Origin of the sequence: Bacillus sp. FSL R5-0560, from assembly GCF_037966305.1 — a bacterium.
Lineage (GTDB): Bacteria > Bacillota > Bacilli > Bacillales > Bacillaceae > Bacillus > Bacillus mojavensis.
Map to the genome: position 1 here is coordinate 3,536,319 of NZ_CP150195.1, position 22,308 is coordinate 3,558,626.

Here is a 22,308-nt window from a genome sequence, read left to right on the forward strand (position 1 = left end):
TTATTTCCGGCTTCTCTTTTCGATGTCCCGGTGAGTAACATGAGTATAGTAATCCTTTTTGAAATAGTCAGCTAAATACTCGGCAAGCGTCACAGAGCGGTGCTGGCCCCCTGTGCAGCCGATCGCAATGACGAGCTGGCTCTTTCCTTCTCTTTTGTAGGACGGCAGCATAAAGCTGAGTAAATCGATTAATTTTTCATTGAACTTTTGTGTTTCGTTCCACTTCATGACGTAAGACGATACCTCTTCATCTTTTCCGGTCAGCGGCCTCATGCTTTCGATATAATATGGGTTCGGCAGAAATCTGACATCAAAAACGAGATCGGCATCAATGGGAATACCGTATTTAAAACCAAATGACATGACATTTACCGTAAATGTCTCGCCTTGGTTTGTCGCAAAATGCTTTACGATTTTCTCGCGCAGATCGCGCGGCTTCATGTCTGATGTATCATAAATCATTTGAGAGCGGCCTTTTAATTCCTCAAGCAGCTCACGTTCCAGCGCGATGCCTTCGAGCGGAAGACCAGTCGCTGCCATCGGATGCGAACGTCTCGTTTCTTTATATCTCGTCACGAGAATTGAATCCTTCGCGTCCAGGAATAAAATTCGCGGTGTAATCCACGGATTTTCCGCCATTTCATCCAGCGCCTCAATCAGCCGGTCAAAAAATTCACGGCCGCGCAAATCCATAACAAGCGCGACCTTGCTCATTTTCGAATTTGATTCCTTCATCAGTTCTAAAAATTTCGGAAGCAATGAAGGCGGCAGATTATCGACGCAGAAATACCCGAGATCCTCAAAGCTTTGAATCGCAACGGTTTTCCCCGCGCCCGACATGCCGGTTATAATGACAAGCTGAATATCATGTGATTCACTAACACTCATCTTTCTCCCCCCTGACTTGTCTTTCTATTTGATATGCTGCGGATCTAAACGATAACTGAGCAGCTCAAACTCCGGTGTATACGTAAATGTGCCGTGCAGCAGCCCTTGTCCCTTCATCATAAAGTCCAGGATATGGCCGTCTCCCGGAGCCATAGGCAGGTTTTGAATATCCTTCACATTGTGCCACTGCAAAATGCCTTCCTCTGATTCAGACACGTTCTCTCCCGTATAGGAATCAGCGACAAACGTAAACATCATCCACTCGGACACAATATGGTCACCGTCTTTAATGATAAAGGTAAAAACGCCTTTTAGCTGAGGATTTATAATATAGATACCTGTCTCTTCTCTAAATTCTCTGATGACGGAATCCCTGACTGATTCTCCGCTCTCCATCTTGCCTCCCGGCGCGACCCACCAGCCACGTCTTGGCTTTTGGAGAAGAAGAACTTTGTCATCCGCCTTGAGAACACAATTTGTCACTCTTTGCAAGTACGTCACCTAACCTTCTCGTCCTGTCATCGTCTCTTTATTATACCGTTTCAAGATGCCTCTCACAATGAAGAGACATTGACAATCTTTCCTTCTATTTTACAGCATATTCTTCCCAGCGTTCAGATGATTTTATTGTGAAAGGAAATTGTCTTTTATTTTTGGACAAAAAAAGGACACGGATAACTGGAGAATCCGTGCCAAAAGTGTATTCATTATAAAAAGGGGGTCAATTACTTTATTAATCATAACCGATAAGTTTTACACAACTGTTACAGCGTAATTAAAACCCAGTAACGTTATGTGAAACTCGTATGACAGCCCTTTTTTATTTTAAGGTTTTCAGCGTTTCCTGGAGCTCTTCGACATAATGCTGTACGCTTTGTGCCGCAATACTTCCGTCTCCTGTAGCCGTTACGATTTGGCGCAATGATTTTTCACGAATGTCTCCGGCTGCGAAAATCCCTTCAACCTTTGTTTCCATTCGGTCGTTGGTTTCGATGTAGCCTTCTTCATTCGTGATGCCAAGGTTGTCAAACGGTTTAGACAGAGGAAGCATACCGATATAAATGAATACGCCGTCTGTTGTGAATTCACTTTCTTCACCGGTCACCGTATCCACAAGCGTCACTTTGCCGACTTTGCCGTTTTCCTCATGAATTTCCTTCACGGTTTTATTCCATAAGAAATCTACTTTTTCATTATCAAACGCTCTCGCTTGGAGAATGCTTTGCGCACGGAGTTTGTCACGTCTGTGAACGATCGTTACTTTTGAAGCGAAACGTGTTAAGTACACGCCTTCTTCAACCGCTGAGTCCCCTCCGCCGACAACAACCAGCTCTTTGCCTTTAAAGAAAGCGCCGTCACATACTGCACAATACGAAACACCGCGGCCGCCCAATTCTTTTTCGCCAGGCACGCCGATTTTTTTATACTCTGCTCCTGCGGCAATGATAACAGCACGTGCTTTATATTCTTTTGAACCGGCTTTCACAACTTTGTACTCTTTGCCGTCCACAATTTCTTTAATATCGCCATAAGCGTATTCAGCGCCGAATTTCTTTGCATGTTCAAACATTTTGTTGGAAAGCTCAGGCCCGAGAATGCTTTCGAAACCAGGATAGTTCTCCACATCTTCCGTGTTTGCCATTTGGCCGCCCGGAATTCCTCTTTCAATCATTAATGTCGATAAGTTTGCTCTAGATGTGTATACAGCGGCCGTCATCCCAGCAGGACCTGCGCCGATAATAATCACATCATATATTTTTTCTTCTGACACACTCACTCACTCCTTAAAACGTCTTTTCGAGTTGGGCTCTTCCTTATAAGATAAGAATCCCCATCAAACGTATTCCTTACCCATATCCTATAAAATCTCATGGTGATACGCCATTTTTTTGCTCATTTTTTTCGAAACGCGATTAGATGTATTACAAAAGGGTATGTATTTAATAAAAGAAAGAGCCTTCTGTCCATAGAAGGCCCTTGTCTTATTTATTATTGAACAACACGTCTTACGTTGCCATTGAAGTATTTTTTCCAGTAAGGGTTACTCATAGAATCAATTGACACACCATGAGATGTATTGTCATTTAGGAAAGTACCGTTTCCTAAATAAATACCAACGTGTCCATTCTTCTTGTAAGTATCAAAGAAGACTAGGTCTCCGCGTTTCATTTCTGACGCGCTTACAGCTCTTCCTTTATTGATCAATGTGTCAGTAGTGGTTCCACTAACAGGTCCAAGGTTGACACCTGCAGAAGCGTAAGCCCAGCGAACGAATGATGAGCAGTCAAAAATACGGTTGTTGATATCAGACTGAGAGCGTCCGCCGCCAAACTTGTACGGAGATTGTCCGACAATGCTTGAACCAACGCTGATCGCACCTTCAATGCCGCCTGAGTTGCTGATGACAGTGCCGCCTGAATTGCTGTTTGAGCTGCTGTGCTTCTTAGAAGACGACCCGTTAGACGAACTGTTTGATGAACCGCTAGAAGAGTTGTCTGAAGAATCATCATCAGATGAGCTTGCTTTTGCTGTTTCAGTTGTAGCTGTTTGGCCATCTGTTTGTGTTTCATCAGATGCTTTTTGAGCTTCTTCCTGCTTTTTGATCAAAGCAGCCGCAGCTTCTTGTTGTTTTTTGATGCGTGCTTGTTCTGCTTCAGTATCTGCTTTTTGATTTGCAAGTTCAGACGCTTCTGATTTTAATTCAGAAATCGCCGCAGCCGTTTTCTTCTGGCTGTCTTTTGCTTCGTCGAAAAGCTTGTCTTTTTCATCTAGCTGTTTATCAAGGTCCTTTTGCATTGTTTCTAACTTAGCCAATGCAGCTTGTACTTCTTTCAGCTTATCATTCAGATCTGCTTCAGAGTCTTCAAGCTTCGCTTTATCCTGCTCTTGCTGCTTGATTAAATCTTTGTCTGCATCAACAATAGATGAAACCGCAGTAGCGCGTGAGATAAAATCACCAAAGCTTGTTGATCCTAAAAGTACATCTATGTATCCTTGAGATCCGCCGCTTTCCTGTAAAGAACGAACGCGTTTTTTCAGGATTTCGTTACGCTTTTCGATGCGTGCTTCTGTTTCTTTAATCTCTTTTTTCAGTTCTTTGATTTCTTTTTTCGTTTTATCGTTTTCTTCTTTTTTATCTTCGATTTTGTTGCTTGTATCGAGCGCCTTAGCGTTAATGTCTTTCAGTTCTTTTTCAATCTTTGATTGGTTTTCCTGAAGCTCAGTTAATTCTTTTTCCTTCGCTTCAATGCTGGAAGCAACCTCAGATTGCTTGCTTTCGATTTTTTGTTTCTTTTCATTTAATGTTTCCGCCGATGCAGTTTTACTTGTAAATGGGATCAAAAAACTGCTTGTCCCGATGACGGAAGCCAAACCAAGTGTCAATAAACTCTTTCTCACTTTTTATATCCTCCCTTTTACTGTGAACCTGATCTCATTTGGAATTGTATTTTGAACATCAAGTTTCGTTCCTCATATTCTACGAGGAATGATGATTGTTTATGGTTAATTATTCTGTGCATCTCTTATTCTGGGTGTATAGCGTTTATTTCACATCATATGTAAAAAACACTAATTCCTTATGTACGAGAATCATTATACCATCAAGTTTCGACAAATTAGCGATAAATTTTATTACATTTGTGTTTCAAACACATTTCATGTCCTTGTTTTTTTGTCATTTTATCTAATATACTTTGGGATTTTGGAAAATCAACATAGATTTGATTAGTTAGAAATAATAAAACCCCGAGCTTGAATTGACTCGGGGTTTTATCTAATTAGAAGGTCTTTTTAAATGATTGTTTAGGAAATACATCTATTAGGTATTTAAAAGAACCTGTTCCTGAAACAGAAAATCTATAAAGAGTTTGAGCCTTACCTGCCATGGATACTAAATAAATCTCATGATTCGGTGCTTTATCATGTTGCCCACTAATTACAAGTGAAGAATTTGTCATTGTTAAAGTCCAACGAGAATCAATTGACGGATAAGAAACTCCTGGAAATCCAGTTTCAAAAGGAATTCTTGCAGTATGATAAAAAGTAAAAGAAAGTTTTTTACTTGACGCAGCTCCGACATCGATAAAAATTCCCTTATTTGAGGCTACATTGCTTTCAAGAACTTTTTTGCAATCCTTATCTGAACATCTATATGATCTCCCTATTTTCTTTTCAGCTAACCGTATAGATGTTGGATTCTGAAATTGCAAATTAACCATAGAATGAGTTCGACTACTTGAGGCATCTCTATTAAATTTTCTACCGTCGCCTTTTAAATATCCCCCTTGAATAAAATTGGGATCTGCTACAGATTTATAAGGAATAAAAGTATTATAAATAATACTAAATGCATCTGTTTTAGAATATGTGCTTTGCGCTTTGACTAAATTAGACGATCCTTTTTGAGATTTTACATTGCTGGTTTCAACAAGTTGATTTTGAGTTTTTAATGACTCTTCTGAAACCTCTGGCACATCAACAATGCTGGATAAAACTGCACTTATATTATATAAATTATCTTTTTCATCCATACTTAATTTTTTCTTATCAATCTTTTGTTTTTTTAATTTTTTATTGACTTTATTAATGGATGTCTTACCAAGTGGAACTTTTGTTTCTACCGTATATGTATATCTTTTACCAGTTTTAACATTTGTATCACGATAGTTTAAATCTTTAGTTACTTTAATAAGCTTTTCATTTTTATATATTTTATAAACATTATTGCTTCCTATGATTTTATTCCAAGACAGAGAGACTCCATCAGAACTAGATTGAACTTGCAAACCATTTTTTTCTATCGATTTGTCAACACTTTTCTGTTCAGGATATTCACTAATATCCTTATTGTATTCCAATTTTTTATTTTCAAGATCACTATTTTTGTTTAAAATTGTAAACCCTTCCGACTGAGCTTTGGGTTTTTCTTGTTGAATTTTAGAACTATTATCAATTTTAATCGCTATTACTTTTGATAATTTTTTTTTGTTATAAACACCTATTTTATACTTCTGAATATTTTCACTGATATTAACCTTCAATTTATTAGAAGAACTATTATAAATTAATTTGTTATTTTCATCATAAACCTTAAAATAGTCCCCTTTTTCTTGCACTGTTATGTTAGCAATACTATTATCTTTATTAATAATGACATCTTGATTCGAAGCTGCAATTGCACTCTTTGAAAATGAAATCATTAAAAATAAAAGTAAGAAACCTAAAAACTTTTTCATGTGAAACCTCCAGTTGATTATTGATTTATAACGGATAATATATTAACATAGTACTATACGTATTGGCAACAATTACTAAGGTGGAGATTTACATATGAGGGATAAAAATTTATTATTTTCATTTAGTTTCATAATCAGGTTAATTCTTACTTTGATTACTAGCTCAATAATTCTTGATATCTTTGTATCTATATTTTTATTTTTGAAAAATGGTGTTTCTTTTTCTTACTTTGAAGTCTATTTTTTATTTTTTTTAATTTTCTATGCTGTTTTTGCTCTTCCTGTACAAGTTATTCTGAACACTAACCCGAAAAAATTAAATCCTAAATACCTATCTATTTACTTTTTGGTATCAATCTTGATAAATGTACTATTAACATTTTTCAGTTCTACAAGAGATATCCAAGAGGTTATTTTCACTACATTAATCAGTTCTTTAGTATTTTGGATTACAGACTCCATCTTTACACAAAATAAATAAAAAAAAACAAAAAGAGGCTGTTTTAATAAGCCTCTTTTTGTTTTTAAGATTCTAAAATTGCATCAATTTGTTTAATATATTTGATTAACGTGCTTGGCGAAATACAAAATTTATCAGATATATCTTTTTTATTAACCTTTTTGCCACGAGCTTCATTCCAAATATAGTAGATAGCAGCAGCCCATCCGCTCACATTTTTCAGCGGCCCCGCTGCGCGGATTTGCTGTATCACATGGAATACCCAGCAGCTCATGACTTCTGTTTTCATCTCATCCTGTTCTGCTTCTTCCAGCAATTTAACCGTTTGATAAGCAAAAAGCGCATCCTCTGACACATCTGCTGCTGCGGAATCTCCGTGCAAGAGCAGCTTAACGAAATGGTTTTCAAAAGGAGCGGTGATGCGCTTCGAGCGTATCACTGCTTCAAGATGCTCCGTTTCACCCTTGGTGCTGCTGATATAATAGGCAGCCAATCGCTGTTCTACTGACGAAGGAAGTACTTCCCGCCGCTCAACCCATGGAGCCGGACGGTCCGCTCCGGGATATTGCGATTCGACTTTTCTCCATACCGTTTCGGCAAATTCTGTATGGCCCGTAAAGTAAGCAGAGCACGAGAGCCAGTAGTAGAATGTGTCGTCTCCTTCAAAACCGCTTTTATATAGTGATCTGAGCCATTTGTACCCGATATCATAGCGGCCGACAAGCGACAGGGTGGCACCCAGTTTATAGCGCTGTTCAAATAACATCGGATATACATTTGAAAGCTGATCACTCAGCTCTGCCACCTTTTCATCTTCTCTTTCATAATAGTAGAAAACGAGAAGATTACATAAAGCGTGAAGATTTCCTTCATTATTATTCAGCACTTGATAAGCCGTTTGTTTCGCTTTCACAACATTGCCGGAATAAAAGTGGGCAAGGGCGAGATTATTATAAGCGGACCAAAGCTCAGGATATTCGTTTGTGATTTCCTCAAGGGCCGCAACAGCTTCAGCAAGCTGACCGCTTTCAAGCAATGACTTCGCCCGGTCTTGTTTGATAAGCAATTCATCCTGATCATATAGAGAATCCTCAGGCCCGTCGTCTCCTAAATCAAGCAGATCAAGCAGACTATCATTCTCTTCGGAAAATTCACCGTCCGGATCAGCGTCTGAATAAGCTGCAGCTTCTTTATAAGCTTCCTGAAAGAGTCCCAGATGGGCAAAGTTATTTGCTTTAAAATAATGACATTCCGGCATTTCCGTCTCCAGATTCGCCAAAATATAATCAAGCAGATCGTTCGATTCCTGGTATTGCCCCATCTCTGAATAAATGACCGCAAGCTGCGAAAGCATCTCTGAATCCTTCGGCTCCAAATGAACCGCGCGCTGGATCAGTTTGCTTGCCCGCTTCAAATTGCGTTCTTTATACGCCTTCAAACCTTTATGAAAAAAATAATGTCCATCTTGAAGCAGCTGGACAATTTGTGCGTGATTTTTATGTTCAGAAGTGTGTTTTCCCACAACTACCCTCCGTTTTATACAATATTACCGTCAGTAGTATACCATAAATCGTAAGCTCCTCAATAGTTCAAAAGGAAGGATTGGGAAAATCCCTCCTCTTTTTTTTACTGGCTGAATCAACCAGAATTTACCCGGCTTTGTTTTCTAAATCCGCATTCATTTTCAGCTGCTGTTCAGCAAAATCTCTGTAAAGGTCATGGGACGCCATTAATTCATGGTGCGTGCCCCGTCCCGTAATTTCCCCTTTTTCAACAAATAATAGCTGATCTGCATCTACAACAGTCGATAAGCGGTGAGCGATGACAATTGTTGTCCGGCCTTCCATCAGCACCTCAAGTGCCTGCTGCACTGATTTTTCAGATTGACTGTCGAGGCTGGAAGTCGCTTCATCAAGCATCAGGATGCTCGGGTCCCGGAGAAGCGCCCTGGCAATCGCAATTCTTTGTCTCTGTCCGCCCGACAGCATGATGCCGCGTTCCCCCACTTCAGTATCAAGCTGATTCGGCAGCTCCTTAATAAAATTAAGAGCGTATGCCATCTCCGCTGCTTTTTCGATGTCGGCATCCGTTACCTCGCGTTCTAGCCCATAACAAATATTGTCTCTGATCGTTCCCGACATTAACGGACTTTCCTGTGACACATAGCCGATATGCTGACGCCACGATTCAAGCGAATACGTATCCACCGGCTTATCTCCCAGCCGAATGGTCCCTTCAGTCGGAGAATAGAAACGCTCCAGCAGCTTAAACAGCGTGGTTTTTCCGCCGCCGCTCGGTCCAACAATTGCTGTTACTTTTCCCGCTTCAATAACGGCGCTGATATCCTTCAAGATCAGCTGCTCAGCATTATAGCCAAAGGACACATGATCGAGCCGGATAGGGAGATGCGCGTTGTCAATTTGGTTTCCTGTGACGGTATCTTCCTCTTCCTCTGCCAAAATCTCAATCATCCGTTCTGTTGCACCGATTGATTTTTGCAGCTGTGTGAAGAACGTTGTAATCTGGCCCATCGGCATAATGATTTGAAACAAATATAAAATAAAAGCCACGAGTGCCCCGGCGGTCAATTCGCCTGATGACACCTGCATACCGCCGTATCCAATAACAGCCACGAGTGCGGCCATTAATACGAGAGAAATAAGCGGTCCGACAAGCGATTGCACCTTCGCCTCACGAACCCCAAGCTGGAATAATGAAGAAATCCCCAGTTTCCCGCGTTTGTATTCGACTTCCTCTGCATTTGAAGCCTTCACAAGCCTGATTTCAGGAAGGATTTGATTCAGCAGCCCCGTAAAACGTGCGGTTTCATCTTGGGTTTCCCGAGAAATGGAGAACATCTTCTGCCCGATCGGCACAAGGATCAGAGCTGCTAATGGAACAACAACTAAAACAAGCAGCGTCAGCTTCCAGTTCATAATGAATAAGATGGTGAGTGATCCAATGACCGAAATGATGCCTGTTATAAATCCGCTGATATGGCTGGTAATCAGCTCTTTTACCACCATCGTATCATTCGTGACCCGGCTGACAGTTTCACCGGAAGCGTTAGTATCGAAATAAGATACAGGAAGCTTAATTAATTTCTTCCATAATAAATCCCTTAGCCCAGAGATGATTTTTTGCCCGCTATAGTTTAGCGCGTATGTAGCGTAGGCGCTTAAAGCGGCTTGAATAAGAAAAACGAGCGCAATCAGCCCGATTTGCGTGCCGGACAGCGCTGACATGGAAAAACCGTCGACAAGCTGTTTCGTTAATAGAGGAATCAGCAGGCTGACCAGTGTTGTGACAATACTGAGAATCAGCGCAAAGGCGAGCTTTCCATAGGATGGGTTTGTCTGTTTCACTAATGCAAAAAAAGCTTTGAATTTTCTTTTAGGTTGCTGTGTTGGCATAGTATTTTTCCTCCTGTTTCAATCCCTTTACGCGGTCAGCAAGGTTGAACGGAATATAATAGGATTATTTTTACTCTTTCTAAATCATATCAATGGAGAGAGACTTTTTCAGTATATTTTTCTTGTAAACTGAAAATAAAAATCCCCTATTCATGACTCGAATAGGAGACGTTTCATATTATAGATCCTTTTCAGGCTTCTTTTTTCGGTACGTTAAGGTAACATCTTGCTGTCTCAGGTCCTCAATAATCATTTTGAACCGGTCAACCTTTGCAGTATGCTCTTCTTTTATCGTTTGAAGTACAGTCTTCTGCTTTTCGCTTTTCGATTCAAGCTCTTCTTTTATTTTTTTGACAATCATTCCTTTTTGCCCTTTGATTTCTTCTTTTAATGCAGATTCGAATTTTTTAGTCAGGCTGAGAATGTCGTTGATGGGTTTATTGAGACTGCCTGCTTTCCCCTTCATTTCGTCATGGGTTAGAAACATATAGGTGGTTGATACAACTTCTGTTTCACTTTCTGAAAATAAGGAAGTCACTCTGTCTATTCCTCCTAAGGCTGAAAATCGAATAACTGTGAGATCATTTCTTCTTTTTCAAATAGCTTTTCGATGCTCTCGCGGATATTTTTGATAAAATTCTTTTTTTCCGTTGTCTGTTTTTTGAGTTCTGCAACAATTCCGTCATTAGCAGGGAGTGCACCTGTATGGAACGATTCATGAACTGATATTTTCTCTAATTTATCGAATGTGTGACTGAAACCGGCCGCAAGCCGGAATTGAAGATCAAAGGCATATTGCGAAGGGTTTTCTTCCATATGTTGAATCGCCGTGATGATTGCCTGTTTTTTGTCTATAAACGCTTCATCGATTTCCTGCCGGAATACCTTTTGGTACGCAGAAATCGCATCTTCCATATCTTCAACGATCTTCATGCCGTTTTGATAGATTCTGACAGCGGACGAGATATTGACTTTAATCGTTTCTCCCGAGCCGCTCTTCCCTGTAAAGTAAATATCGGAGCCTTTATAGCTGAAGCCTTTTTCCTTTGATAATGCGTTCAACATTTGAACGATGCTGTGGCCGTCGACGATGAGTTTTAATGCGTCTTTTGTTTCTGCGTCGAGTGTTTCTAATGCCGCCTTTAATTCTTTAACACTCCCTACTAACTCACAGACATAATAAACAATTGCAACTACATTATTAGTTGATAGTGCGTATTTTAACTGTTGATATTGAATTTCTATATCGCCTATCTTATTATTAACGATTTTCAACTGTTTTTTGACACTCTTCTTTTGTGTCTCATCAATATACCCATTCTCTTTAAGCTGATCCACAAATGTCCCGCTATTATTCATGATAGTATGAAAGAATTTGATAAAAGCCGGCATTTTTTCCCCGATATTTTTAACCATTACCTGTATATCACCAAACCGGTCTTTCACTATTTTCCCTTTCGCCACATTTCCGTCAGCACTAAATATACTGCCGACAAGCTCTGCATCTATCCCGGTTGAAGCCATGACAAATCCGTTTAGTCCACCTTTTTTATAGTCATCCGAATATTTTCGGAAAAAAGTTTGGATAGAGCGGATTTCCTCATCGGGAATCTTATCTATAATACTTCTGATTCCTTTGACATCCGTGTTTGTATCTTTCATCTTTACATCTCCAAATGTAATAAAATCAGCCTTTCCGCTAACGCCATAAAGAGGGTCATCTTTGGAGATGCGTTGGGTGATGTTTGCTGTTACGCCTTTGTCATAGTAGTATTTCATGATTTCTATTTTTAGCTTTTCTCGCGAGAGCTCTTTTAGCTCTTTACGGCTAAGATCATATTTATTTAATAGATAATCTACTAAATCCCGATCAGCTAACAATAATTGGTCGATACTTATTTGTGCACCATTGACACCATATACTTCATCAAATTCTCCATCAATTAACTGGGCCATCACTTGGTTATTATTGGCAAGGGAATGTCCTAACGCAAATGTTTTTAATTCCTGAGAGTTACCCGCTTTTTTCTTCGAAATCTTTACAAACTCTCTTGTAGCCCTGTATTGATTATCGTCAATACCTAGAAACAAACCAAAGAAATTATAAGACCAGTCTCCATTATCAGCACTTCCCTCTGAAATAATGTGAAGCTGATTTACATCGTGCCTCTTGTCTTTTATATAAATTGCTGTACCATCATAACCAGACTCTTTAATCTGCTTATCTATCTTCTTATTTTCTTGAATAAGTTCTTGAGAAGTAAAAATCTCTATTTCTTCCGGGAGTTCCGAGTGAGTTTCTTCTTTGTAAATCCTGCGAATGTCAGCTTCAAAATCCTCTTTTGCTTTTTTTATTTTTTCCGGACTGTTTGATGCAAACTCTTCTTTATAGGCATACTCTAAGTTAATTATACGGAGCTTTACATTTTCATTTTCAAAAATATTATTATTGTCCATCCCTACTCTCCTTTTTATTTCTCAAAAGGGTTATAGAGTTAATTAATGTATCTGTTTTTTCTTTTGCTTGACCTTCATCTAAGGTACAAGGCTTATCGTCTTTCTTACACCGTACTATAAATGAATATACTATACCTAGGTACTCTTCTTTATTGGATTTTATATATCCAAAATAACGATATGAAAAATTGTATTTACGATCGCTGTTTTTAAAAGTACTTTTTTTTGATGCTGAGTAAACTACTTTTCCATCTTTTTTTTCTTCTTTAAAATTACCCTTGTAACCATTCTCATTACTAATTTGATCCAACATTGTCTCTGGATCATTAATAAACGAAGCTTCCTTATAGTAACTAACTTGTGCATCTAAAAGGATATTTGTTTTTTTGTTATAGCTTTGAAAGCCAATTGACTCGCTATTTTCTCCATTTGATGAAGAGAAATCAGGCAGGTACTCACCGTCCTCCGGAAACAACATCCTAAATCCTTTCAACTTAGACTCCAGCAAATAGTACCCAGGCTCTTCTTCCTTCGTTGACACCATGTACTCTCTCGTTTTCTCGTCCTGAAACGCGGGAACTTGCGGCAGTTTTTTTGGGTCCATGTCTTTTGGTTTTACGGCTTCTGTTTTATTTTCATTGTTTTTGCTGTTTTTTTCGTTGTCGTTCATACTGCATCCTCCTGTCAGGGCAAGTAATAAGCTGAAGCAAATATAGATAATCTTTTTCATTACGAACCTCCAAGGGGTTTTGTGAGATGATTCCATTTTTCAAAAGTAATACTATTGACCCGGTTATGGGATGATTATATTATCCTTTTCCATGTTACATCATGGCGGAATTTGGATAAATAGGAAATCAGACTTGGTTTTGACCTTCTTTTATCCATTCGGAATGTGAAACACCTACAATATTACAAAATACCCATTACATTTTTCTTATAACAAAAAAAGAGCCTACGGATAAAGGCTCTTTCCTTTTACTATTCAGAATGGCGTTTTTTCAAGACGTCAAGCACATCATCCAGCGGCAATGCTTGTTCTCTGAGCAGGACAAGGAGATGATACAGCAGGTCTGCCGCTTCCCATTTCAGTTCCTCGTGGTCACGGTTTTTGGCGGCGATGATGACTTCTGATGCTTCTTCGCCGACTTTTTTCAAAATCTTATCCACGCCTTCTTGGAAGAGGTAAGTGGTGTAAGCTCCTTCAGGCATTTCAGCTTGGCGTTCTGCAATGACGCGCTCCAACTCGCTTATGATGTCAAATCGGCCGGAGGTTTGTTCTTCTGTCTGTTCCTTTGTAAAACAGCTGTAGCTGCCGGTGTGGCATGCCGGACCGGACGGTTCTACAAGCACGACCAGTGCATCTTGGTCGCAGTCATATCGGATGCCCTTGACGGCTTGCGTATTCCCCGATGTTTCTCCCTTGTGCCATAGCTCTTGCCGCGAGCGGCTGTAAAACCATGTTTCTTTTGTTTCCATTGTTTTTTCATACGATTCCCTGTTCATGTATGCAAGTGTCAGCACTTCTTTGCTTGCCGCGTCCTGCACGATGGCGGGGATTAATCCGTCTTCGTTAAAACGCAGTTCATCTGCCTGTTTCATCTCACATTCACCCCGTACTCTTTCAAATATGATTTCACTTCTTTAATTGATGTTTCTTTATAGTGAAAAATGGAGGCAGCCAGCGCGGCGTCCGCTTCTCCTTTTGTAAAAGCCTCGAGCATATGCTGCGCGTTTCCTGCTCCCCCTGAGGCGATGACAGGAACCGGAACACCTTCTGACACGAGCTTTGTCAGCCTGTGGTCAAAGCCCTTTTTCTCCCCATCTGAGTCCATGCTGGTCAGGAGGATTTCTCCGGCTCCGCGTTTGACGGCTTCCTTCGCCCATGCTGTAACTTCCCAATCCGTTTTCTTTCTGCCGCCGTGCGTGTAGACCTTGTATGAATCAGATGTTTCGTCGTACTTGGCGTCTATGGCGAGTACGATACATTGAGAGCCGAAAAACGCCGCGCCTTCGGTAATCAGCTCGGGACGGAGAACAGCTGCCGTGTTTACAGAAACTTTGTCCGCGCCGGCACGCAGAATCGTTTTCATATCGCTAAGCTGATTGATGCCGCCTCCGACTGTAAACGGAATCGCAAGCTTTGCAGCAACCTGCTCTACGACGTCAACCATCGTTTTACGGCCTTCATGCGAAGCGGAAATATCAAGAAACACCAGTTCATCCGCGCCTTCCTGGTCGTATGCTTCCGCCAGCTCGACAGGGTCGCCGGCATCCTTCAGCTCAAGAAATTGAATCCCTTTGACAACGCGCCCTTCTTTCACATCAAGACATGGGATAATCCGTTTTGTTATCATTTCCCCTTCATCCTTTCAAGCGCCTCGCCAAGTGTAAACTGGTTGGTATACAGCGCTTTTCCGATAATGGCTCCAGAAACCCCATTCGCATGATAACGGGCAAGAGCTTCAAGATCCGCAACAGAGCTGACTCCGCCAGAGGCGATGACAGATTTTCCGGTTTCTTTCGCGAGTTCCACTGTGCTTTCGATATTGGGGCCTGACAGCATCCCGTCTGTCGCAATATCAGTAAAAATAAAAACTTCTGCGCCTTCGTTGGCGAGCTCTTTGCCGAGTTCAGTCGCCTTAAGACTTGAGGTTTCCAGCCACCCCTCTGTTGAAACAAAGCCGTTTCTTGCGTCCAGCCCGATGGCTATCCTTTCGCCATACTCTTTCAGCATTTTTTTTACAAACGGCGGATCAGAAACAGCAGAGCTTCCCAGGATCACGCGATCGACTCCTGCCGATAAGTAATCGTAGACGTCGCTTTCCGAACGAATGCCGCCGCCGATTTCGACTTTCAGATTGAGCTTTTGTACAATTTCGATGACATGACGGTCATTTACTTTTTTTCCTTCCTTCGCGCCGTCAAGATCAACTAGATGAATCCATTCAGCCCCCTCACTCGCAAATAACGAGGCCATGTCGAACGGCGAATCGCCGTATACGGTTTCCTTGCTGTAATCGCCTTGGACGAGACGCACGCATTTGCCGTTTCTCATATCAATGGCCGGAAATAATGTAAAAGCACTCATTTTTTCACCTTCTGTTCTGCTGCCATTTTTGTGAATTGGATTAAGATAGACATTCCGACCGCACTGCTTTTTTCCGGGTGAAACTGAGCGCCGAAGATGTTCTCTTTTCCGACAACCGCAGGCACCTGCACACCGTACTCGGCACTTGCCAGTAGCGCGTCGTCATCCATTCCGTCAATATAATAGGAATGGACAAAATAAGCGTAGCCTTCTTCTACTCCGGCCAGCAGCGGAGATTCGTTATGAAAGGAGAGGCGGTTCCATCCCATATGCGGAACCTTCAGCTTGTTTCCCTGCTGATCTTCCGGCTTCAGCCCGACTGCTTTTCCCTTTAACAAACCGAGACCTGCAGCGGTTCCATGCTCTTCGCTCTCATGAAACAAAAGCTGCATGCCGAGGCAGATCCCAAGAAGCAACCTTCCCTCTGACACCATCTTATGAATGAATTGATCGAGATTGGTGTTGCGCAAATTGTCCATCGCGTCCCCAAACGACCCGACTCCCGGCAAAATGAAAGCATCGGCTCTACTCAGCTCCTCCGGAATGTCTGAAACAAAGTACGGTTCGCCGACACGCTCCAGCGCCTTTGAGACGCTGTATAAATTGCCCATTCCGTAATCTATCACACCGATCATTTACAGCATCCCTTTCGTTGACGGAATCCCTTTGACACGCGGGTCTATCATTGTCGCTTCATCAAGCGCGCGTCCTAAGGCTTTAAAAACGGCTTCTATCATATGGTGTGTATTTGTGCCGTAATGAACGATCACGTGCAAGTTCATCCGTGCTTCAAGCGCCAGCTTCCATAAAAATTCATGTACAAGCTCAGTATCGAAAGTTCCGACTTTCGCTGCAGGAAAGTCAGCACGCATTTCCAAGTGCGGCCGATTGCTTAAATCAACCACTACCTGAGCAAGCGCCTCATCCATCGGCACAAACGCCGAGCCGTAGCGTTTGATGCCTTTTTTATCGCCTAGTGCTTCAAGCAAAGCCTGCCCTAAGCAAATGCCGATATCTTCAGTTGTGTGGTGATCATCAATATCGACATCACCTTTTGCATGAATGGAAAGATCAAATTGCCCGTGTTTTGTGAACAGGTCCAGCATATGCGTCATAAACGGCACATCTGTTTTGATTTCTGCTTGTCCTTCACCGTCTATTGCGAATGACAGTTCTATATCCGTTTCATTTGTTGTTCTGGCGCGTTCCGCTTTTCTCATTTCGAATTCCTCCGTTCTCTCGCTTCGATTGACCTGGCATGCGCTTCTAATCCTTCAAGTCTGGCAAAAGCTGCAATGCTTTCCGCATGTTCTTCAAAGGCTGATTGGCTGTAAGAAATAATGCTCGATTTCTTTTGAAAATCCGTGACGTTTAATGGGCTTGAGAATCTGGCCGTTCCATTCGTCGGAAGCACATGGTTCGGTCCAGCAAAATAATCTCCGACTGGTTCAGGGCTGTATCGGCCTAAGAAAATTGCACCCGCGTGCTTAATATTGCCAAGCAAAGCTTCGGGAGACTGTGTGATGATTTCTAAATGCTCCGGGGCGAGCGTATTGACTGTATTGACCGCTTCATCTATCGTTTCAGCCACATAAATAGATCCATAATCTCTCACTGAAGCTTCCGCAATATCTCTGCGCGGCAAGGTTTTAAGCTGCTCGTTCACCTCGGCTGAAACGGCCTCAGCCAGCGGCATGGAATCTGTGACAAGCACACATGAGCTAAGCATGTCGTGTTCCGCTTGTGACAGCAGGTCGGCGGCTATTTCACGAGGGATAGCCGTTTCATCAGCCAGCACAACGATTTCACTCGGTCCGGCAATCATATCAATATCGACATCACCGAACACCTCTCGTTTGGCAAGCGCTACAAATATATTTCCCGGGCCTGTAATTTTATCGACCGGCGCAATGGTTTCTGTCCCATATGCCAGCGCCGCAATTGCTTGAGCCCCTCCCATTTTGTAAATATCTTTGATGCCCAGCTCAGCAGCTGCGGCTAAGACTCCCGGAGACAGCCGTCCGTCTTTTCCCGGTGGTGTGACAAGAACGATTCTTTCCACGCCCGCTGTAAGCGCCGGAATGACATTCATCAAAACAGATGACGGATATGCGGCAGTTCCGCCCGGCACATAAACGCCGGCAGAATCAAGTGCCGTCACTTTCTGTCCCAGCATTGTGCCATCCTTTCTGTGATAAAACCAGGAAGATTGAAGCTGTCTTTCGTGATATTCAGTAATGTTTTTGATCGCTTGCCTGACTACCTGCAGCAGCTGGGGATCCAGCAAGCTGTATGCTTCTTCAATTTCTTCTGTTGTGACCAATGCGCTGTCGAGCTTGATGCCGTCAAACTTGGCCGTGTAGTCACGAACTGCCTGATCACCATTTGCTTTTACATGTTCAATAATGGATCGGACCGCTTTTCTTTGTTCTTCCGTTCCGGCATCAATTGACCGCTTGAGAGAAAGCCGATCCGCGCCGCTAATGGTTTTGATTTTCATTTTGCCGTTTCTCCTTCCACAACAAGAGATAAACGGGACGCCATTTCGTCGATGACATCGTCCTTCATGCGATAGCTTACAGGGTTGACGATAAAGCGGGAGGTAATATCACAAATATGCTCTGTTTCAACGAGTCCGTTTTCTTTAAGCGTCTGTCCCGTAGATACGATGTCGACTATTCTGTCCGCAAGCCCGATAAGAGGAGCAAGCTCGATTGAGCCGTTCAGCTTAATAATCTCGACTTGCTCTCCCTGCTCTCTAAAATAACCGGAAGCTACATTCGGATACTTTGTCGCAATCCTCGGCGCGACGCCGCTCCAGTTGGTATCGGGGAGTCCGGCAACCGCGAGATGGCATTTGCTGATTTTCAAATCCAGCACCTCATATACATCGCGCTCCTCCTCCAGCATGACATCCTTCCCCGCAATTCCGACATCTGCCACGCCGTGCTCCACATATGTGGTCACATCCATCGGCTTTGCCAAAATGAAGCGGAGATTTTCCTCCGGCACATCGATGATCAGTTTTCTAGAATCCTCAAACTCTTCCGGCAGCTTGTATCCCGCCTGCCGCAGCAGCCCTGCTGCTTCTTCAAATATTCGCCCCTTCGGCATGGCCATTGTGAGTAACTTACCCATTTTGCTCTTCCTTTCTGGCACCGATAAAATAAGTGACATTTGCAAATGATTTTGTCATCTGATCAATATTTTCAATCCCCAGTAAATCCTGAAGAACAACTTTTTTTCCTTTCAAACGCTCTTCATTCGCAAAAGCGATGGCCTGCACCCTCTGCTCTTTGCTGAAAATGACAGCATCGATTTCACTGGGTTCGTCTTTCATATGAAGCGCTTCAATCATTCGGTCAATCCGGAGCCCAAAACCCGTCGCCGGCGCTGGTGAATTAAAATGTCCCAGAAGCTTGTTATAACGCCCGCCGCTGCCAATCACAAAGCCGACACTTTCCGCGTACACTTCAAATAAAATCCCAGTGTAGTAGCTCATATGGCTGACCATATTCAGATCAAGACGGACATTTTCCGTACACCCGTAGTCTTCAAGAATCTCCCACAGTGCCTTCAGTTCATCAACAACACTTTTTCCTTGCACTGAATCGACGATTTCTTCTGCACGCTCGCATACTTCTATACTGCCCCGCAATTCGAGAAGCTCCAGTAATCTTTTTTTATCAATGGAGGAAAGCGGAAGAGATTTGACGTGCTCTCTATAGCCGACATAATTCTTTTCATATAAAAACCTCCGCAACACGTCTGCGCGTTCAACATTCCCGAGCACTTCAACAAACAGGGCATCTGCAATGCCTGCGTGGCCGATTGCAATTTTAAATGAAGTCAGGCCGGCATTTTTTAACGCACCGACTACTAAGGCAATAACCTCTGCATCCGCACTTGTCGTGCCATCACCAATCAATTCCACTCCAACCTGCTCAAACTCGGCAGGACGTCCGCCCTCGCGTTCCTGGGCTCTGAACACATTTGCCGCATAGCCGACTCTGAGCGGTTGATCATGTTTCAGCAGCTTTGAAGCCGCCACCCTTGCGATCGGCCCTGTCATATCCGGGCGAAGCACCAGTGTCTTGCCATCCTGATCCAGAAGCTTAAACAGCTGCTGCTCTTCAATTGCTGACTGCACACCAACCGTATCGTAAAACTCCAGCGTAGGTGTTTCCATAAATTGATAGCCCCATTTATCTATCATATCGGTTAACGATTGCCTCACCTTATTTTTCGTTTCATATAAACCGGGCAGTGTATCTCTCATGCCGTGCGGTTTTTCAAACATAAACATCAACCCGAGCACCTCCGTCATTGTTTGAAGGAAAATTCCGAATCCTTTAGTTCGCTAATATGATAATATGTTAGCAGATGAAAGAATGGAAATCAATCCTTAACTTTTTCACAAATATGTATCATTCAGAAATCCTCCTCCTAAATATGAAAAAATCATGAATAAAGAATGAAAGGTCAGTCATATCTCAAATTCTTTATGTTTGGCATGCTATAATACAAATCAAATAGAGAACAAGGAGTTAAAAATGAAAACACTGCGAACGTTATGTGTACTGATCATACTTTCTGCTGTCATTTTCTTCGGCATCAAAATATATGCAAAAGATATAGATATTTCGTTTTTCAAAATTGATATAGGTGCAACGAAGAATGAATCTGAAACAGCTGCAAACAAAGAGAAGAAACTCAGAGGAAGCGCCGAGCCGCTGGACGTCACGCTTTTCAATCAGATGGATGCCCCAAGACTCTATAATGGCTGTGAGGTGACGAGCCTTGCTATGGTGCTGAACTATGCGGGATACAACGTGACAAAGAATACACTGGCAAACCAGATCGCAACAGTGCCTTTGACATACACCAGCGGATTAAAAGGTGATCCGAATGACGGATTTGTCGGTGATATGGCGAACGGCCCGGGGCTAGGTGTCTATCACGGCCCGATCTATCAGCTCGCTAAAACCTATGCGGGGGACAATGTTTCTGATCTGACAGGAAAAAGCATCTCTGCTGTTTATGAGCAGCTTGAGAAAGGCAACCCGGTTTGGGTTATCACGACAGCCAACTTTACACCTGTTGACAACATGCAGACATGGAAAACGCCAAACGGAACGATCGATATCACGTACAGCGAACACAGTGTCGCCGTCACGGGTTATGATGAAAATTACGTGTATGTGAATGACCCTTATGGCTATAAAAACAGAAAAACAGACCGGACCAGCTTCGAAAAAGCGTGGGTGCAAATGGGCAGCCAAGCCATCGTCGTTCAAAAGTAAAGCTGCCCGCTTTCACAAGCTTTTCTTATGCTCTCTCCTGAGCAAATACGCCAATACTCATGCTTGATGTTTAAATCAGGTAACAATGACGCATTTTCCATTTTCCATCCAAATTTGTCTTTACTTTCAGGCTGGCTATTTTTATGATTAAAACAGATTCAGCCTTGCCCCGATCTATGTGAGAGAAGCCGGTGCAAGATGCTGACGCTTCTCTTACAAAACTAAAGATATCCGGGGAGGATTTTATCATTGAAAAAAATCGTGTCTATCCTATTTATGTTCAGTTTGGTTATGGGCTTCAGCCAGTTTCAGACATCAACTGCTTTTGCAGCTGACAAAGTGGTTCATGAAACAATTATCGTGCCAAAAAATACAACATATGACGGGAAGGGACAGCGGTTTGTAGCAGGAAAAGAATTGGGTGACGGAAGCCAATCCGAAAACCAAAAGCCTGTTTTTCGTGTGGAAGACGGAGCAACTCTGAAAAATGTAGTGCTCGGAGCTCCTGCTGCTGATGGCGTGCACACTTATGGAAACGTTAACATTCAGAATGTGACGTGGGAAGATGTCGGTGAGGACGCGTTAACTGTGAAGAAGGAAGGAAAAGTAACCATTGACGGCGGTTCTGCTCAAAAAGCTTCTGATAAAATCTTTCAAATCAATAAAGCCAGCACGTTTACAGTGAAAAACTTCACTGCGGATAACGGCGGAAAGTTTATTAGACAGCTGGGCGGGTCGACCTTCCATACCGATGTCATTATCGACAGATGCACCATCACAAACATGAAGGAAGCGATTTTCCGTACGGACAGTAAAACGAGCACTGTCACCATGACGAACACAAGATACTCCAACGTCGGCAAGAAATGGATCGGCGTCCAGCACGTAACGGAAAAAAACAATACCCAATTTTAATATAAAGAAAAAGCCCGCGGTTATTTGATCCGCGGGCTTTTTATTCTATCCTGCATTTCTTCCTTCGTGTATATGATTTTCATCGGATTTCCGCCGACAAATGCCCCGGCTGGCACATCCTTATGGACAAGCGTTCCAGCGGATACGATCGCGCCATTCCCTATTTCCACGCCTGGCAGAATGGTCGTGTTGGCGCCGATCATCACTTCGTCTCCGATCAGGACTTTACCGATTCGATACTCCTGAATTAAATACTCATGAGCCAAAATGGTCGTATTGTATCCGATGATTGAATTCGTTCCGACTGAGATCTTTTCCGGAAACATAATATCGGGCATCACCATGAGGGCAAAGGATGTCTGCTTTCCGACCTTCATCCGCAAAAACGTACGGTACAGCCAGTTTTTCATTCCTATAAACGGTGTATATCTCGCAATTTGAATGACAATGAAATTCTTCACTACCTTCAAAAAAGGCACCGTTTGATAGACATGCCACAGTGAGTTAGCTCCTGATACCGGATGCCGGTCTGTTTTTCTCACAG

Annotated in this window: 21 protein-coding genes; 2 read left to right on the forward strand and 19 right to left on the reverse strand. The window is 42.4% G+C overall.

All coding sequences use genetic code 11. From position 1 onward, the window contains the following. From rapZ to NST56_RS18665, 18 genes are all read right to left on the reverse strand, one after another. Positions 1-888, reverse strand: coding sequence for an RNase adapter RapZ (rapZ, locus tag NST56_RS18580; RefSeq protein ID WP_010332000.1), 888 nt, complete (start codon positions 886-888; stop codon positions 1-3). A 24-nt stretch (positions 889-912) separates the two neighbouring features. Beyond that, positions 913-1,389 (reverse strand): 8-oxo-dGTP diphosphatase, encoded by a 477-nt coding sequence (locus NST56_RS18585; protein WP_081638370.1) that lies wholly within the window; start codon positions 1,387-1,389, stop codon positions 913-915. Between the two features lie 319 nt (positions 1,390-1,708). Beyond that, complete coding sequence (gene trxB, locus NST56_RS18590; protein WP_168748830.1) at positions 1,709-2,659, reverse strand: thioredoxin-disulfide reductase; 951 nt, start codon at positions 2,657-2,659, stop codon at positions 1,709-1,711. Positions 2,660-2,877: 218 nt separating this feature from the next. Then, a complete protein-coding gene (locus tag NST56_RS18595) occupies positions 2,878-4,287 on the reverse strand; it encodes an NlpC/P60 family protein (RefSeq protein ID WP_339178370.1) in 1,410 nt (469 codons plus the stop codon). A 380-nt stretch (positions 4,288-4,667) separates the two neighbouring features. Then, positions 4,668-6,125 carry a hypothetical protein gene (locus tag NST56_RS18600; protein WP_339178373.1) on the reverse strand — a complete coding sequence of 486 codons (1,458 nt, stop codon included), beginning with the start codon at positions 6,123-6,125 and terminating at the stop codon, positions 4,668-4,670. 524 nt (positions 6,126-6,649) lie between these two features. After that, the gene (locus tag NST56_RS18605; protein ID WP_339178376.1) at positions 6,650-8,107 is read right to left on the reverse strand and encodes a tetratricopeptide repeat protein; all 1,458 of its coding nucleotides are present in this window, start codon (positions 8,105-8,107) and stop codon (positions 6,650-6,652) included. Between the two features lie 127 nt (positions 8,108-8,234). After that, on the reverse strand, positions 8,235-9,998 hold the full coding sequence (locus tag NST56_RS18610) for an ABC transporter ATP-binding protein (protein ID WP_339178378.1): 1,764 nt from the start codon (positions 9,996-9,998) through the stop codon (positions 8,235-8,237). A gap of 178 nt (positions 9,999-10,176) precedes the next feature. Further along, positions 10,177-10,536: a hypothetical protein gene (locus tag NST56_RS18615; RefSeq protein WP_268449851.1), complete on the reverse strand. Its 360-nt coding sequence runs from the start codon at positions 10,534-10,536 to the stop codon at positions 10,177-10,179. A gap of 14 nt (positions 10,537-10,550) precedes the next feature. Continuing rightward, the gene (locus NST56_RS18620; protein WP_339178380.1) at positions 10,551-12,455 is read right to left on the reverse strand and encodes a DUF6792 domain-containing protein; all 1,905 of its coding nucleotides are present in this window, start codon (positions 12,453-12,455) and stop codon (positions 10,551-10,553) included. Next, positions 12,445-13,185: a lipoprotein YvcA gene (locus NST56_RS18625; protein ID WP_339178382.1), complete on the reverse strand. Its 741-nt coding sequence runs from the start codon at positions 13,183-13,185 to the stop codon at positions 12,445-12,447. Before NST56_RS18625 ends, NST56_RS18620 begins: the two co-directional genes overlap by 11 nt. 251 nt (positions 13,186-13,436) lie before the next feature. Continuing rightward, the gene (gene hisIE, locus NST56_RS18630; protein ID WP_268447082.1) at positions 13,437-14,057 is read right to left on the reverse strand and encodes a bifunctional phosphoribosyl-AMP cyclohydrolase/phosphoribosyl-ATP diphosphatase HisIE; all 621 of its coding nucleotides are present in this window, start codon (positions 14,055-14,057) and stop codon (positions 13,437-13,439) included. Beyond that, on the reverse strand, positions 14,054-14,812 hold the full coding sequence (hisF, locus tag NST56_RS18635) for an imidazole glycerol phosphate synthase subunit HisF (RefSeq protein WP_339178384.1): 759 nt from the start codon (positions 14,810-14,812) through the stop codon (positions 14,054-14,056). The genes hisIE and hisF overlap by 4 nt, the downstream gene beginning before the upstream one ends. Next, on the reverse strand, positions 14,809-15,546 hold the full coding sequence (gene hisA / locus NST56_RS18640; protein ID WP_168748838.1) for a 1-(5-phosphoribosyl)-5-[(5-phosphoribosylamino)methylideneamino]imidazole-4-carboxamide isomerase: 738 nt from the start codon (positions 15,544-15,546) through the stop codon (positions 14,809-14,811). Before hisA ends, hisF begins: the two co-directional genes overlap by 4 nt. Beyond that, complete coding sequence (gene hisH, locus NST56_RS18645; protein ID WP_339178387.1) at positions 15,543-16,181, reverse strand: imidazole glycerol phosphate synthase subunit HisH; 639 nt, start codon at positions 16,179-16,181, stop codon at positions 15,543-15,545. The genes hisA and hisH overlap by 4 nt, the downstream gene beginning before the upstream one ends. Further along, positions 16,182-16,766: an imidazoleglycerol-phosphate dehydratase HisB gene (gene hisB / locus NST56_RS18650; protein WP_168748839.1), complete on the reverse strand. Its 585-nt coding sequence runs from the start codon at positions 16,764-16,766 to the stop codon at positions 16,182-16,184. Then, the gene (gene hisD / locus NST56_RS18655; protein ID WP_339178390.1) at positions 16,763-18,046 is read right to left on the reverse strand and encodes a histidinol dehydrogenase; all 1,284 of its coding nucleotides are present in this window, start codon (positions 18,044-18,046) and stop codon (positions 16,763-16,765) included. The genes hisB and hisD overlap by 4 nt, the downstream gene beginning before the upstream one ends. Then, complete coding sequence (gene hisG, locus NST56_RS18660; RefSeq protein ID WP_229149409.1) at positions 18,043-18,684, reverse strand: ATP phosphoribosyltransferase; 642 nt, start codon at positions 18,682-18,684, stop codon at positions 18,043-18,045. Before hisG ends, hisD begins: the two co-directional genes overlap by 4 nt. Next, positions 18,677-19,852 carry an ATP phosphoribosyltransferase regulatory subunit gene (locus NST56_RS18665; RefSeq protein WP_339182295.1) on the reverse strand — a complete coding sequence of 392 codons (1,176 nt, stop codon included), beginning with the start codon at positions 19,850-19,852 and terminating at the stop codon, positions 18,677-18,679. Before NST56_RS18665 ends, hisG begins: the two co-directional genes overlap by 8 nt. Positions 19,853-20,099: 247 nt before the next feature. Between NST56_RS18665 and NST56_RS18670 the strand changes: the two genes are divergently transcribed. Together NST56_RS18670 and pelC are read left to right on the forward strand one after the other, a co-directional pair. Next, positions 20,100-20,849 (forward strand): C39 family peptidase, encoded by a 750-nt coding sequence (locus NST56_RS18670; protein WP_168748841.1) that lies wholly within the window; start codon positions 20,100-20,102, stop codon positions 20,847-20,849. A 249-nt stretch (positions 20,850-21,098) separates the two neighbouring features. Beyond that, entirely contained in the window at positions 21,099-21,764 is a 666-nt protein-coding gene (gene pelC, locus NST56_RS18675; RefSeq protein ID WP_010332018.1) for a pectate/pectin lyase PelC, read from the forward strand. A gap of 20 nt (positions 21,765-21,784) precedes the next feature. Here the strand turns inward: pelC and hprF are convergent, their stop codons facing one another. Then, a complete protein-coding gene (gene hprF, locus NST56_RS18680) occupies positions 21,785-22,306 on the reverse strand; it encodes a heptaprenylglyceryl phosphate O-acetyltransferase (RefSeq protein WP_010332019.1) in 522 nt (173 codons plus the stop codon). Positions 22,307-22,308 lie beyond the last annotated feature (2 nt).